This window comes from Pseudarthrobacter cellobiosi (assembly GCF_023913815.1).
Taxonomy (GTDB): domain Bacteria; phylum Actinomycetota; class Actinomycetes; order Actinomycetales; family Micrococcaceae; genus Arthrobacter; species Arthrobacter cellobiosi.
The window spans coordinates 138,638-152,190 of sequence record NZ_JAMXBK010000027.1 but is presented as its reverse complement, the minus strand read 5'-3'; the positions used below and the strand labels follow the sequence as shown (position 1 = coordinate 152,190).

Sequence of the window (13,553 nt, the reverse complement as noted above, 5' to 3'; positions counted from 1 at the left end):
CCATGCCAACCTTCGAGACAGACCCCGGAGCCGCCGTCGAACTCACCGCCCTGGACATCGTCCTTTGGGGCGTCTTGCCCTACGTCATGGTGGTGGTCCTGGTGGGCGGCCTCATCTGGAGATACAGGTACGACCAGTTCGGCTGGACCACCCGGTCCTCCCAGCTGTACGAATCGAAGCTGCTCCGGATTGCCTCCCCGCTGTTCCACTTCGGCCTGCTCGCCGTCATTGCCGGGCATTTCTTCGGCCTGGTCATCCCGATGGCCTGGACCCAAGCGGTGGGAATGAGCCAGGATTTCTACCACTTCAACGCCCTGTTTGTCGGGGGCATAGCGGGCGTGGGAACACTGGGCGGCATCATCCTGCTGATCTACCGCCGGCGCACCACCGGGCCGGTGTTTATGGCGACCACCAAAAACGACAAAACCATGTACGTGGTGCTCACCGCCGCCATCGTGTTTGGCCTGTGGACCACCCTCGCCAGCGTCTTTGAGGGCGAGCACGGGCACAACTACCGCGAAACCGTGGCTCCGTGGTTCCGCTCACTTTTCATCTTCCAACCTGACCTCGCCGCCATGGCAGCTGCACCGTTCTCCTTCCATCTCCACACACTGGTGGGTATGGCGCTCTTCATGATCTGGCCTTTCACACGGCTGGTCCATGCCTTTACCGCGCCGCTGCATTACCTGTTCCGTCCGTACATCGTCTACCGATCGCGTGACCGCGGCCGCCCGGCCGGGGGCGACGGGGCACGGAACGCCACCCCGCCCGCCAGGCGCGGCTGGTCCGCCGTCGGGACCAGGGACCGGGATACCCGGAACCAGTGAGCAGAGGAGTACACAGTTACCGGATCCGCTCCACTTCCTGAGTCCCCTCGCACCGGCAAGGGGCGGCAGCTGGCATTGGCCACCAGCGCCTCGCTCATGGCCTTCTGGGCCTGGAACATTGTGGCGCCCCTGGGCGCCCGCTATACCCAGGAGATGGGGCTGGACCCCACGGCCACTGCTGTTCTGGTCGCCATGCCGATTTTCGTGGGATCGCTTGGCCGGATCGTGGTAGGAGCCATGGCAGACCGTTTCGGCGGCCGTGTCATGTTTACATTCGTGCTGCTGGGCAGTGTTCCCCCCGTCCTGCTGGTAGCCTTCGGCGGCACGCTCGGATCGTACGCCGTGGTGCTGGGAGCAGGCCTGCTGCTGGGCATCGCCGGCACCGTGTTCGCCGTCGGCATTCCCTTTGTCAGCGCCTGGTACGAGCCCTCCCGGCGTGGTTTCGCCACCGGTGTTTTCGGGGCCGGGATGGGCGGGACCGCTCTCGCGGCCTTCCTCACTCCGCGCCTGGTAAGCGCGATCGGCTACCTGGCAACGCATCTCCTGATCGCCGGCCTCCTCATCGCCATGGCAGCCCTGGTCTGGTTCAACGTCAAAGAGGCGCCCGGGTGGCAGCGGAACACCGCCCCTGTGGTTCCCAAACTAAGAGAAGCGGCAGGCCTCTCCGTCACCTGGAAGCTGTGCTTCCTCTACGCCATCGTCTTCGGCGGATTCGTCTCCTTTGCCACGTACCTGCCCACCTACCTCCGGGACATCTACGACTTTGATCCCACAGCAGCAGGCACCCGGACCGCGGGTTTTGCCCTGGCGGCCGTCCTCTTCCGCCCTATGGGCGGCGTGCTTGCGGACCGTATCGGCTCCAAACCGGTGGTTCTCTCGTCGCTGGCAGGCATCGCAGTCCTGGCCTACATCGTGAACCTTCGGCCCGACGGCGAGATCCCGGCCGGACTGACCTTCGTGGCGATGGCGGCCGCGCTCGGCCTGGGCACCGGAGGCGTGTTCGCTTGGGTGGGCAGGCTGTCACCGCCGGGCAAAGTGGGCAGCATCAGCGGCATCGTTAGCGCGGCCGGCGGCATGGGCGGCTACTTCCCTCCACTGGTCATGGGCGCCACGTACAACGCCGCCGACAACAGCTACTTCATCGGGCTCATGCTGCTAGTGGTGACGGCTGTGGCAGCGTTCGTCTTCACACTCGCTGTCGTCCGCACGCCCGCCGCGGTTGAAGCTCCCGGGCGTGCGGACGAGGGTTCCGGCCGGCCGCACGGCTAGCCTGATGCCGGGCACGGACTTGGGTCACCACGGTCATGGACGACCAATCACGGGGCAATCTGCGGGTTAAACGGTCTTACTCGGAGCGCCGTCCGCCATCATCCGCTAATCAACCAACGGGAGTATTTTAGAACGGATCGTGGGTTGCCCTTTACATTGCTCTACGAACGTCCGAAGGATGTAACCATGATGTTCTCTCATGATGACCCGATCCTTGTCCTTGACGATGAGCAGTGCTGGAAGTTGCTGGAGAACACCCAGCATGGGCGCTTGGTGCTGACCGCCGCCGGTGAAACGGACGTCTTTCCCATCAACTACCGCGCACACGACGGCCTCCTGCTGCTGCGTACGGCACCTGGCACCAAGCTTGCCGAGCTGACCATCAGTGAGAACGTGGTGTTCCAGGCAGATGGCATCACCTCTGACGAAGCTTGGAGCGTCGTAGTCAAGGGACGCGCCCGGGTCCTTGAGCAGAGTTCGGACATTGCCGCAGCCGAGGCGCTGAACCTCAAGACATGGATCCCCACGCTCAAGGACTTCTACGTGGAAATCAAACCGTCGCGTGTCAGCGGGCGGCACTTCAACCTGGGTGAGCAGCCAGAACGCTTCTGACCCGCCACGAGTCCATGCTCCGTGTTCGAGGGTTCTGACCGGCTGTCTGAGGATGCTCCTCAGCTTCACCGCGACGTCCGTCCCGGCGCATTCAGATAGATTCCGTGGTGATCCCCCATTCGGGGTAGAACCGACGCTGTGAGGGGAGCGGCACCAAAGAGCGAGCGCGCCCCGGGGCACTTCATCAGGGACGCAGGGTGGGTTGGGACCCAGGAGTGCTCGAATCTTTGCGACGGGTGTCTGTGGGCCGCTTGGCAGTGTGGCTTTGAGACGACCTGGCAGTTTTCCTGTCAACTGCACCGTTGACATCGAGCGGTAATTTCTCAACAGGGACGGAGACAAAGCTTAAGGCCGCTCTAAAGGGTGCTTGCCGTTGCTGGGTGCTTGGCGCCTTCAGCGGGGGTTCACGCCTGGGCGGCGAGCCTGAGCTTCCACGGCCAGCGGAAAACCGTTTAGAAGCAATTGAGTAGGCAACCATAGGTCCCATGCCCGCACCAAATGAGCTGACCTCGCTGGCGGGCAGTAGGCACCGCCACGAAACAGCCTCGTCCGGCGGACATCACTGCCCTCTTAACCAAGCGGAGAGCCAGATATAACGATCCTGGTAGCGGCCAGAAGCAGTTGATACAACCAATCTTGAGCAGTTCTTCGTCTGAGATAGTTGGCGTGTCCGGGCAGATACACCGTTACTTTCCATACTCGGATCGATGGGACTGTGGCCCTCGTCACGCAGGCGCGATGCCACTTAAGCTTGGTGCCATGACCAAGGCCGCTCACTCCCCGAGTTCCTTCGGTTCGCGCGTCGCCGAGGCAGTGCAGACCCTCACGCCGGGATATTTCGCTCTCACTATGGCCAGCGGGATCATTTCGGTGGGGCTCGAGCTCGAAGGCTTCCACGCGCTGTCCTCTGCACTCCTCGTGATCTGCGCGGCCTCCTACGCAGTGATCCTCGTGGTTAGCCTGGTGCGTCTGGTCAGGTTCCGCGAGGATATGCGGCGCGACTTCATGAATCCCGCCCGGGCGTTCGGCTCCTTCACGTTCATCGCCGGGACGAATGTGCTCGGTGTGCGGCTCGGAATGATGGGGTGGCCGGGGGCGACAGCGCTGCTCCTCGTTGTCGCGGTGCTCGCCTGGGTGGTGCTCGGCTACGTCGTGCCGTGGACGGCCGTGCTCGGCCGGGACGAGCGGCCCGTGGTCAAGGATGCTAACGGCACATGGTTCATTTGGTGCGTGGCGAGCCGGTCCGTGGCGGTCGCGGCGGCGTCCGTCGAGCCTCTCGCCGGGCCGGAGTGGCGCGCGACCTTGGCGCTGGTCGCCGTCGTGGCATGGTCGGTGGGGCTCATCCTGTATGCCGCTGTGGGGATCTTCGTCTCGCTGCGGCTCATGACCTACCCCATCAGGCCGGAGGACCTTCGCCCGCAGTACTTTGTTGCCATGGGCGCCATGGCGATTAGCGTCCTGGCCGGCGCGCGGATTGTCGAGATGGCCGGCGCGCCCATGGTGGACGCGACCCGAGGGCTCGTGGCCGGTTCGTCCGTGGTGTTCTGGGCCTTCGCCTCGTGGCTCTTCCCCGTGTTCCTCGCGGCCGGGTGGTGGAGGCACGTAATCCACCGCGTGCCGCTGGCCTTCGAGCCCGGGCTCTGGAGCGTCATCTTCCCCCTCGGTATGTACGCCGTGGCCGGAATTTATCTGGGGCGAGCGGACCGTCTGCCCATTGTCGCATTTTATCGGCCGCGCCGAGCTATGGGTGGCTGTCCCAGCGTTCCTCGCCACCTTCGCCGGGATGCTCTGGCACCTGTGGGCCACGCTCGTGCGCCCCGGCCTGCGGCCCCGAGCTCCGGGCACGGTTCGGCTGGGTCCGGGTGCCGGGATGCCAGACCGTCGGGAACCCGGAACGTCGGGACGCCAGACGAAGGGACGCTGACCGCCCGTTCCTCCTAGACATCCTTGCGCCCCCGGACCTCGTGCGGCAGGAAACCTCGGGCCCAACGCATTGAAACATTCAGGTTCGGCTGCCCAATTGGAGTTCCGCTGTGCTACTCAAGTCCCGCCCGGGTGGCCTCGTTCAAGGACGTGCGCCACAACATGGGCGTCGTGACGCTGAAGCGCCTGCCTGATACCAACCGGGGAACGATCCGGATCAGATGGTCTTGTCCAACCCCCTGCCAAGGAAAAAGTCCGCGGCGGATTTCGTCCATGGCCGGACCAGTGGGCGTAGTCTCCTCAGCCCGACCTTTGACCACAACGCTCCAGGCCAAGCCGAATTCGGCGCTCACGGCATCCGCCTCCAAAGCAACGACGGCGTCGGCTTCAATCGCCTGCTGCTTGGTTCCGCTGCCCGTGCGGAAGACGAGTGTCCGGTTGTCCACTGTGAAGTTCACCGGGAAGACGTCGGGATGGCCATCGACGATGACCGCGAGCCGACCCACGGTCGTTTCACCCAGCAGCCTCCAACAATCGTCCGGATCGAGAATCTCTGCCTCAGGCACTATGTTCTTGTCGGTCATGAGGAGATCCTACGGGGGGGTTGCTCTGCCCAAACAAGGCCCCAAGACCCATGCGCCGCACGTAAGAAACCGTCGCAGCATGGTTCCCTCCCTCCGTTAGTCAGGCAACGGGTGGAAGCAGTGTGTCCCGGCGGCCGTCCGGTGCGGCTGGACGAACAAGGTTCCCTGCGCTGTCAGGTTGAAAACATCGCCCTTGCATCTGCGGTGGCGGACTACCTCGGATCAGCGGTCGATACTGTCAAGACAGCCCTTCTTGCCCGTCACTGGGAGATGCACAGGACGGGGCATCTGCCCCGCCTCAGGACTCCAGGGGCGGCCACCATCGTCTGGTATGACTGATAACAAAACGGCGGCCACTGACTTCCGTGGGCGTGATACGGACCAGGTGATCCTTCACCCCTGGCTCCCACGGCGAGACCCTGTGCTCCGCCGCCTCCGGAGCGTCCTCATCCTCTCCGACCACGTCAGGATGGCCTTTCACCACGACGCTCCAGGCAATCGTCCGTAGGGGTTGAGTCCGTCTGCCTCCAGCGCAACGGGCCCTCCTTCCAGCAGAGCATCAAATTTGGTGCCCGGACCCGTCCGGAAAATCACTGTCCCATCTTCTGGCAGGTAATTCACCGGAAAGATCTCCGGACCTGTGCTGCCTACACCCGCCAGCCGGTCCACTGAAGAGGACCGAAGGTGTCTCCAGCACTCATGGACACCCAGGACCGTTGTTTCCGGCTCTTCCTCGGAGCTATTCATGGGGCCGAGCATCATGGAGACGGGCCCGATATTTTTCCGGTCAACTACACCACGGATCATGGAACGGTGGTCTTCCGGACAGGGTCTGGGACGAAGCTTGGAGCGGCCCTGGCAGAGTTCCCGGTCGCCATGGAAGCCGACGGGGTTAACCCGGAAACAGGAGTGGCCTGGAGCGTGGTGATCAGGGGCAAAGCCGAGCTTCTGACCCAGACCGAGGACGTTTTGAGCACCTTTTCGCTGCCGCTGTTTCCGTGGCAGGCAGGCAGGAAAGACCACTTCGTACGGGTCGTACCCGCTACCATCTCAGGGCGCCGGTTCACCGTCGCTCCCCCCAACACATGGTGGACCCCTGCCGAAGGCGCCAAGCGTTCGGCCGTCGAATAACCGGTCAGCAGTGCCCGGTCCTGCTCCGCACCAAGGCGCTGCCTTGGATGACTGATCCGGGCAGTTGGCCGCGTTCTCTGCCGAAGCGAAGTTTTCCGCCCCTTGGGGTGAACCGGGAACCATGCCACCCACGGGGCGGATCAGGTTCCGGCCCCGGCAGGCAGCCCCGGCCGGCAGCCCGGGCCGGCGGGGCAGGGAGCCCCGCGGCCGGTGCGGGTCAGATCTTCATGGCGCGCAGGCGCAGCGCGTTGGTGATGACGCTGACGGAGGACAGCGCCATCGCGGCGGCGGCGACGATCGGGGAAAGCAGCAGGCCGAAGGCGGGGTAGAGGATGCCTGCGGCGAGCGGGATCCCGGCAGCGTTGTAGATGAACGCGAAGACGAGGTTTTGGCGGATGTTGGCCATGGTGGCTTCGGAGAGTTTCCTGGCCCGCACGATTCCGGTCAGGTCCCCCCTGAGCAGGGTGATGCCGGCGCTTTCGATCGCCACATCGGTTCCGGACCCCATGGCGATACCGACGTCGGCCGCGGCCAGTGCGGGCGCGTCGTTGACGCCGTCCCCGGCCATTGCCACGATCCGGCCTTCGGCACGCAGGCGCTCCACCACGGCGCTCTTGTGATCGGGCAGAACCTCCGCCTCGATTTCCGTGATGCCCAGCCGCCGGGCGACCGCCTCCGCGGTGGTGCGGTTGTCCCCGGTGAGCATGAGGACGCGGATGCCTTCCTTCCGCAGGGCGGACAGTGCGGCGGGCGTGCTTTCCTTGACCGGGTCCGCGATGGCGAAAACGGCTACGAGCAGCCCGTCGATGCCGGCGAAGATGGCGGTCGCGCCGTCGGCCCGCAGCTCGTCGGCGCGCGCCGCGAGGGCATCGGTCTGCACGCCCCCGGAGGCCAGGAATTGTGCGCTGCCCAGCATCACGCGCCGTCCCTCAACCGTTCCGGTGACGCCCTTGCCCAGCGGCGAGTCGAAGTCCTCCACGGATGGAATGGTGATGCCGGCGCCCTGGGCGGCTGCGATGATGGCCAGGCCGAGGGGGTGCTCGGAGGCTTGCTCGACCGCGGCGGCCAGGCGCAGCACGTCCTGTTCCTCGAAGCCGGGGGCCGTGACGATCGCGGTGACGGAGGGCCGTCCCTCGGTCAGGGTCCCGGTCTTGTCGACCACGAGCGTGTCGACCTTTTCCATGCGTTCGAGGGCCTCGGCGTTCTTGATGAGCACGCCGAGTCCAGCACCGCGCCCGACGCCGACCATGATGGACATCGGCGTGGCCAGGCCCAGGGCGCACGGGCAGGCAATGATCAGCACGGAAACGGCCACGATCAGTCCGTGCGCCATCCGGGGTTCGGGTCCAACCAGGGCCCAGATGATGAAGGCGGCCACGGCGATGGCGATGACGATGGGAACGAACCAGGCGGAGACCTTGTCGACCAGGCCTTGGATCGGGGCCCGTGACCGCTGGGCGGCGGCGACCATGGCGACGATACGGGCCAGCATGGAGTCGCTGCCCAGTTTCCGGGCGCTGATGACCAGCGCTCCGGTCTGGTTCAGCGTGCCGCCGACCACGTGGTCCCCGGCTTGTTTGGTCACGGGCATCGATTCGCCGGTGATAAGGGATTCATCGAGCGTGGAGCGCCCCTCCACGACCTCGCCGTCGACCGGGACCTTCTCCCCGGGCCGGACCCGGACCCGGTCACCGACCTGCAGCAGGCCCAGCGGCACTTCCAGCTCGACGCCGTCGCTTCCGATCCGCCGCGCGGTCTTGGGTGTCAGGTCCAGCAGGGCCTTGATGGCGCCGGAGGTCTGCTCCCGGGCCCGCAGCTCGAGTACCTGGCCCAGCAGGACCAGGACCACGATGACCGCGGCGGCCTCGAAGTAGACATCGACGCTGCCGTCCATGCCCCGGAACGCCTCGGGAAAGGCTGAGGGCACGAAGACGGCTATCACGCTGTAGAGCCAGGCGACGCCGGTGCCGATCGCGATCAGCGTGAACATGTTCAGTTGCATGGTCCGGAGCGAGGCCCAGCCCCGGACGAAGAAGGGCCAGCCGGCCCACAGCACGACGGGTGTGGCCAGGAAGAACTGGATCCAGGCGGAGAGCCGCGGCGGTACCACTTCGTGCAGCGCGGGGAAGAGGTGCACGCCCATTTCGAGGATGAAGACCGGAATTGTGAGGGCCAGGCCGACCCGGAAGTGCCGGCTCATATAGCCGAGTTCGGGGTTGGGTCCGCTGCCGGCTGTGAGGACCACGGGTTCCAGAGCCATCCCGCAGATGGGGCAGGAGCCGGGCCCCGCCTGCCGAATTTCAGGGTGCATCGGGCAGGTGTAATCGAGCTCCCCGTGGTTCGCCGGGGCCACGCTCCCGGACGGGCCGGTGCCGTGGAGGTACCGGCCCGGATCTGCCACGAACCTGCCCTGGCATCCGGCCGAACAGAAGTAGTACGTATCGCCCTGGTGTTCGGTGTGGTGTCCGGTGGCGTGGGGGTCGATGGTCATCCCGCAGACGGGATCCTTGACCTGCTCGGCCGTCCCGGTCTCCTGGGGGTGGTGTGCATGCTCGGTCATGATTAATCCTCTGTGTGGTGGCCGTAATTGCAGCCCCGGGGTTCCGGGATTGGGGCCCGGCTCGTAGAACGTCGAATATCTCGCTGGTGGATCCGGGCCGACAGGCCAATGGTGTGGGATTATCGGGTCACCTCCACCATCCTGCCCGGCCAGTCCTGCCCTGTCTGCCGTCCCAGGGGGCGCGACCCCTGGCTAACCCGCTGGCACCGTTTCAAACGAATAACTCGCCGCAGGTCTCCGTCCGCGGTCGGCATGCCGATCAGGATGAGTGAGACTTTGCTTCGGTCGTATCTGTACCGGAGTAGCTCGAGAGCGGTAGTGCCGAAGCGTTTCGGATTTGGTCACAGTTGCCGTCGCTCATTCACCCGTTCGATTGCCTTACCTGTCTCAATGAGCAGGAATATCGCGATCGATAGGCCGAGCGTGTAACCCCACTGACGCAAACCGAGCGGGGCTGAGTGGAACCAGAGGTTCATGAACGGAGCGTAGACAAACGCGAGCTGTAATGTCAGGAGCGCACCGGCGCAGATCCAGATCGCCGGGTTTCCGCGCAGGACTGCCAGGTTCAGGCTGGAGGCATGTACGAAGCGTGAGTTGAATAAGTAGGCGAGTTGACTGAGAGCGAGCATGGTCACCGCGGTCGTTTGCGCCATTGCCAAGGAAGCACCGGCAGCGAGCTCGAGAAAGAACACTGCCGTGGTGGCGCCACTGATGAGCACCGCTACCCAGACAATTCGTCCCAGATAAGCCCGGTCCAGGAGAGATCCGCCGGTTTTGAGCGGCTGGCGCAGCATCAATCCGGGCTCGGCCGGCTCATAGGCGAGGGCGAGCGAGAGGGTGATCGCGGTGATCAGGTTGATCCACAGGATCTGCGTCGGTTGTAGCGGCAAAGTGAATCCGAATAACACGGCGACAAGGATGACCATCGACTGGGCCGCCGTCGTGGGCAAGAGAAAGATAATCGACTTCTGCAGGTTGTCGCGGATGCGCCGCCCCTCTTCGACGGCACGTTCGATGGTGGCGAAGTTATCGTCAGCGAGGACGATATCGGCCGCCTCCTTAGTCGCCTCTGTGCCCTTGATTCCCATGGCCACGCCGACGTCAGCACGGGTGAGGGCGGGTGCGTCGTTAACACCGTCACCGGTCATCGCAACGACCTCTTTGTGCGTTTGCAGTGCCTTGACGATACGGAGTTTGTGTTCGGGGCTGGTACGCGCATAGACGTCCACGTCGCGCACAACCCGGATGAGTTGGTCCTGACTCATGGCCTCCAGCTCGGCACCGGTTATCACCCGTGAGTGCGCGCCATCGGTGATTCCCATCTCGCGGCTGATTGCCCGAGCTGTGCCCGCGTGGTCGCCGGTGATCATTTTCACGCGGATGCCGGCGGCGTGCATGGAGGCGATCGCCTCGATCGCCTCCGGCCGAGGAGGATCAACGATGCCGACCACTCCAAGGAACAGCATGCCGTCGTCGACGTCCCCGACGTTCAGGTCGGCCATACCGTCGGCGGCGACGGCGCTGGCGGCGGCCAGCACGCGCAGGCCTTGCGCGCTGAGATCATCGACACACGTATCCCAAAAATCTGCATCGAGCGGCTCCCGCTGCCCGTCGGCGCCGAGCTGGTGGCTGCTCCGACCGAGCAACACGTCCGGAGCGCCTTTAAGGAAAATGCCCAGTTGCCCCTCGCGGGTTCGGTTCAGCGTGGCCATGAACTTGCTGTCGGACTCGAACGGCACGACGGCGACTCGCTCGTGTGCGGCGGAATCAAATCCGGCCTTCACGGCGAGGGTGCGCAGTGCGCCCTCGGTCGGTTCACCGACGACCCGCCATTGGCCGCCCTCCTCCATGACGCGGGCGTCATTGCACACCGCCATGGCCGTGACGAGTTCGTTCAGATCGGGGTGGGCGCCAAGTGTGGCGGTTTCGCCCTTGAGGATGATCGCGCCGACCGGCTCGTAACCGACGCCAGAGACCGGGTATCGCGCCTGTCGGGTGACGGCGATACGTACTGTCATTTCGTTGCGGGTGAGCGTGCCGGTCTTGTCGGAGCAGACGGTGGTGACCGAACCGAGCGTCTCGACCGCGGTCAGGTTGCGGACGATGGCCCGCCTGTTGGCCATCTGATGCACACCGAGAGCGAGGGTGATGGTGACGAGGGCCGGAAGTCCCTCGGGGATGGCCGCGACCGCGAACCCAATGGCCGCCGACAGCAGATCATTTCCGTCTTGATCGTGCAGGAGACGACCGATCGCGAGCATGATCGCGGCGACGCCGACTATGAGTAGCGACAGCTTCTTCCCGAAGGAGTCAAGCTGCCGGGTGAGCGGTGTGTCGAGGCTCTGCACCCCTGTGATCAAGGTCTGGATGCGCCCGATCTCAGTGTCTGCGGCAGTGGCCGTAACAACTCCTGTGCCGCGGCCGGTAGCAACGATGGTACCCGAGAAGAGCATGCTGTGCCGGTCGCCAATGCCAGCGTCCGCCGGCACCGGACCGGTCTTCTTATCGGCTGGAACTGACTCACCGGTAAGGGCGGATTCTTCCACGCGCAGGTTGGTTGCCTCAATGAGTCGAATATCGGCGGGCACCTTGTCACCGGACTTGACCCGCACAATGTCCCCGGGAACAAGCGCTTCCGCGTTCAGATCAACCCATACCCCGTCACGGCGGACCTGGGCGTGCAAGGAGAGCATCTTGCGAATAGCGTCCAGGGCCTTCTCCGCCCGGCCCTCTTGCAAAAACCCAATCACAGCGTTGATCACGGCAACAGCAATGATGACCGCGGCATCGATCCAATCTCGGAAGATCAGTTTGATCACGGCAGCGGCCAGCAGCACATATATGAGCACGTCGTTGAAGTGGTTCAGAAACCGCAGCGCCGGGTTCCTCGCGGCCGCCGCAGCCAGCCGATTCGGGCCATAATCGGCCAGGCGCTGTTCTGCGGCACCGGCGCTGAGGCCATGATGGTTTGAGCCCAGCTCCGCGAGCACCTCGGCGGCCGGCCGGGCGAAAGGGTCGTGCACGCGTACGAGCCCACCGGTCGGGGAAGCAGCGATCATCGAAGCACTGACTCCTGAATGGGCATCACGCCCTGACATCTGGGACCTTAGACCGTCCGTCCACCATCGGCCTTTTGAACAGGGACGGGTTGCGGTTTTCCTCTCCGTCTTCCGGGGTGGCACGGCGTCGGGAAATGAGGACGGGGCCTTTGGCGTGGTGCAGGACGGCATGGGCTGTAGAGCCGATGGTGCCTCTGATGAGTCCGTGGCCTTTGGTCCCGACGACGGTGATGCTGGCGCCGCGTGCGGCTTCCAGGATGGCTCTGGGGATGGAGGTGTCGGTCAGCAACTGTCCCTCGATGCTGATTCCGGGTGTGGTCTCGCGGGCACTGTGCAGGACTGAGTCGAGAAGTGCCTGGGTGCTGGGGTGACTATCCTCTGCCGGGTCCCGAAGCAACTTGAAACCAGCGGGTGCGTGTTGGACGTGGACGATGGTCAGTTTCGCGCCCGTCAGGGCGGCCAGAGCGCACGCATCCTTGAGTGCCGCTGGCGAGCCGGAACTGTCCACCGCGACGACGACTGGCCCCTCGGGGTGGTCATCGGCACGGATCACGGCAACCGGGCAACTGGCCGTCGCCGCCATTTCCAAACTCACGGACCCGACCAGCAGGCCCATAAAACCGCCGATACCCCGGCTTCCGACGACGAGCATCGCTTCACCGGCAGAGAGTTTCAGGAGATGTTCCGGAGCCCACCCATACAGAAGGCTGGTCTTAATATCCAGGGCGGGGGCTTCGTCCTTCGCCAGGGCCAGGCCCTCGTCAAGGGCAATCTCGCCGGAACGTTCGAGTCCGCTGTCTGCCACGCCGGGGACCGGACCCAGGTCGTGGGTCAGCAGCGGCCACAGGGAGCAGTGCACCAGATGCAGCCCGCAACTGCGGAGGACGGCTTGTTTCGCGGCCCAGCGGACCGCCTGGCCGGATTCCACTGACGCGTCGTAGCCAACGACGATGTTTTTAGACTCCTGCATGGTTCCGCCCTTTACCTGGTGTCTTGGGGATATGATCCCAATTTGTCCCGGGCGTCGCCGCGAGTGCAGGTGGCAGTTCGGTGCCATGTGCGATCAGCACTGAGCATTTGGCATGTTCTGCAACCGCGGCGCTGACGGCGCCGATGAGTAAGCCTTTGAGCGCGCCGAGGCCGCGGCTTCCGAGGATGAGCAGCTGGGCCTGCCGGCTTTCGTCGACCAGGACCTTGGTGGCAGGGCCCTGCCGTATGACCAGCTCCAGGGCCGAGGGTGGGGCGGAGCCGAAGGCTTTGCTGACGGCTTCGGAACAGACACCCCGGGCGACGTGATCCGGGTCCGCGACAGCGGGGGTAAGCCGGCCATGGGGAATCTCGAATTCCCAGGCGGTCACAACTCTGATGTCCGCCTGCAGTAGGGGTGCGAGTGCACCGGCCCAGCGTAAGGCCAGGATCGATGGGGGACTTCCGTCGACTCCGACGACTATTCTGGGTCTTTTTTCCGTTTGGTTCATGGTCTGTCGTTCTTGATGCACGGTGTTCCGCCCTTTGAATCTCTCGGAGATCTATCGGTTCCTGGATGTACAGCGCACGGCTTCATCGTAGCTGCACTCCCGTGCACCCG

Annotated in this window: 12 protein-coding genes; 5 read left to right on the top strand and 7 right to left on the bottom strand. The window is 64.6% G+C overall.

Annotation, left to right across the window (positions count from 1 at the left end; translation table 11 throughout):
• The first annotated feature begins 2 nt into the window (after window positions 1–2).
• The 4 genes from narI to NG701_RS16195 all read left to right on the top strand — a co-directional run bounded on the left by narI (window position 3) and on the right by NG701_RS16195 (window position 4,649).
• Complete coding sequence (gene narI, locus NG701_RS16210; RefSeq protein ID WP_193342661.1) at window positions 3–827, top strand: respiratory nitrate reductase subunit gamma; 825 nt, start codon at window positions 3–5, stop codon at window positions 825–827.
• A 96-nt stretch (window positions 828–923) separates the two neighbouring features.
• Window positions 924–2,096, top strand: coding sequence for an MFS transporter (locus tag NG701_RS16205; RefSeq protein ID WP_252569451.1), 1,173 nt, complete (start codon window positions 924–926; stop codon window positions 2,094–2,096).
• Between the two features lie 186 nt (window positions 2,097–2,282).
• Window positions 2,283–2,708: a pyridoxamine 5'-phosphate oxidase family protein gene (locus tag NG701_RS16200; protein ID WP_252568810.1), complete on the top strand. Its 426-nt coding sequence runs from the start codon at window positions 2,283–2,285 to the stop codon at window positions 2,706–2,708.
• 759 nt (window positions 2,709–3,467) lie between these two features.
• The gene (locus NG701_RS16195) at window positions 3,468–4,649 is read left to right on the top strand and encodes a tellurite resistance/C4-dicarboxylate transporter family protein (protein WP_252568809.1); all 1,182 of its coding nucleotides are present in this window, start codon (window positions 3,468–3,470) and stop codon (window positions 4,647–4,649) included.
• A gap of 95 nt (window positions 4,650–4,744) precedes the next feature.
• On the opposite strand, the gene NG701_RS16190 is transcribed toward NG701_RS16195, so the two are convergent.
• The 3 genes from NG701_RS16190 to NG701_RS21200 form a co-directional block, all read right to left on the bottom strand.
• Entirely contained in the window at window positions 4,745–5,215 is a 471-nt protein-coding gene (locus tag NG701_RS16190) for a pyridoxamine 5'-phosphate oxidase family protein (protein ID WP_252568808.1), read from the bottom strand.
• 298 nt (window positions 5,216–5,513) lie between these two features.
• Entirely contained in the window at window positions 5,514–5,678 is a 165-nt protein-coding gene (locus NG701_RS21205) for a hypothetical protein (protein ID WP_308292622.1), read from the bottom strand.
• A gap of 14 nt (window positions 5,679–5,692) precedes the next feature.
• Window positions 5,693–5,962, bottom strand: a complete 270-nt coding sequence (locus tag NG701_RS21200) for a pyridoxamine 5'-phosphate oxidase family protein (protein WP_308292614.1) — start codon at window positions 5,960–5,962, stop codon at window positions 5,693–5,695.
• Here NG701_RS21200 and NG701_RS16180 point away from each other — a divergent pair.
• On the top strand, window positions 5,900–6,346 hold the full coding sequence (locus NG701_RS16180; RefSeq protein WP_252568807.1) for a pyridoxamine 5'-phosphate oxidase family protein: 447 nt from the start codon (window positions 5,900–5,902) through the stop codon (window positions 6,344–6,346). The two genes, NG701_RS21200 and NG701_RS16180, sit on opposite strands and share 63 nt — an antisense overlap.
• A gap of 217 nt (window positions 6,347–6,563) precedes the next feature.
• Here NG701_RS16180 and NG701_RS16175 read toward each other — a convergent pair whose 3' ends face one another.
• From NG701_RS16175 to NG701_RS16160, 4 genes are all read right to left on the bottom strand, one after another.
• Window positions 6,564–8,906 carry a heavy metal translocating P-type ATPase gene (locus NG701_RS16175; protein WP_256475884.1) on the bottom strand — a complete coding sequence of 781 codons (2,343 nt, stop codon included), beginning with the start codon at window positions 8,904–8,906 and terminating at the stop codon, window positions 6,564–6,566.
• A 341-nt stretch (window positions 8,907–9,247) separates the two neighbouring features.
• A complete protein-coding gene (locus tag NG701_RS16170) occupies window positions 9,248–11,965 on the bottom strand; it encodes an HAD-IC family P-type ATPase (RefSeq protein ID WP_252568806.1) in 2,718 nt (905 codons plus the stop codon).
• 25 nt (window positions 11,966–11,990) lie between these two features.
• On the bottom strand, window positions 11,991–12,935 hold the full coding sequence (locus NG701_RS16165) for a universal stress protein (protein WP_252568805.1): 945 nt from the start codon (window positions 12,933–12,935) through the stop codon (window positions 11,991–11,993).
• Window positions 12,922–13,443, bottom strand: a complete 522-nt coding sequence (locus NG701_RS16160; protein WP_252568804.1) for a universal stress protein — start codon at window positions 13,441–13,443, stop codon at window positions 12,922–12,924. The genes NG701_RS16165 and NG701_RS16160 overlap by 14 nt, the downstream gene beginning before the upstream one ends.
• Window positions 13,444–13,553 lie beyond the last annotated feature (110 nt).

What these genes read in the sequence shown, in the direction of transcription:
- narI (WP_193342661.1), top strand. Translation starts at nt 3, where the DNA reads ATGCCAACCTTCGAGACAGACCCCGGAGCCGCCGTCGAACTCACCGCC.
- NG701_RS16205 (WP_252569451.1), top strand. Translation starts at nt 924, where the DNA reads ATGGCCTTCTGGGCCTGGAACATTGTGGCGCCCCTGGGCGCCCGCTAT.
- NG701_RS16200 (WP_252568810.1), top strand. Translation starts at nt 2,283, where the DNA reads ATGATGTTCTCTCATGATGACCCGATCCTTGTCCTTGACGATGAGCAG.
- NG701_RS16195 (WP_252568809.1), top strand. Translation starts at nt 3,468, where the DNA reads ATGACCAAGGCCGCTCACTCCCCGAGTTCCTTCGGTTCGCGCGTCGCC.
- NG701_RS16190 (WP_252568808.1), bottom strand. Translation starts at nt 5,215, where the DNA reads ATGACCGACAAGAACATAGTGCCTGAGGCAGAGATTCTCGATCCGGAC.
- NG701_RS21200 (WP_308292614.1), bottom strand. Translation starts at nt 5,962, where the DNA reads ATGAATAGCTCCGAGGAAGAGCCGGAAACAACGGTCCTGGGTGTCCAT.
- NG701_RS16175 (WP_256475884.1), bottom strand. Translation starts at nt 8,906, where the DNA reads ATGACCGAGCATGCACACCACCCCCAGGAGACCGGGACGGCCGAGCAG.
- NG701_RS16170 (WP_252568806.1), bottom strand. Translation starts at nt 11,965, where the DNA reads ATGATCGCTGCTTCCCCGACCGGTGGGCTCGTACGCGTGCACGACCCT.
- NG701_RS16165 (WP_252568805.1), bottom strand. Translation starts at nt 12,935, where the DNA reads ATGCAGGAGTCTAAAAACATCGTCGTTGGCTACGACGCGTCAGTGGAA.
- NG701_RS16160 (WP_252568804.1), bottom strand. Translation starts at nt 13,443, where the DNA reads ATGAACCAAACGGAAAAAAGACCCAGAATAGTCGTCGGAGTCGACGGA.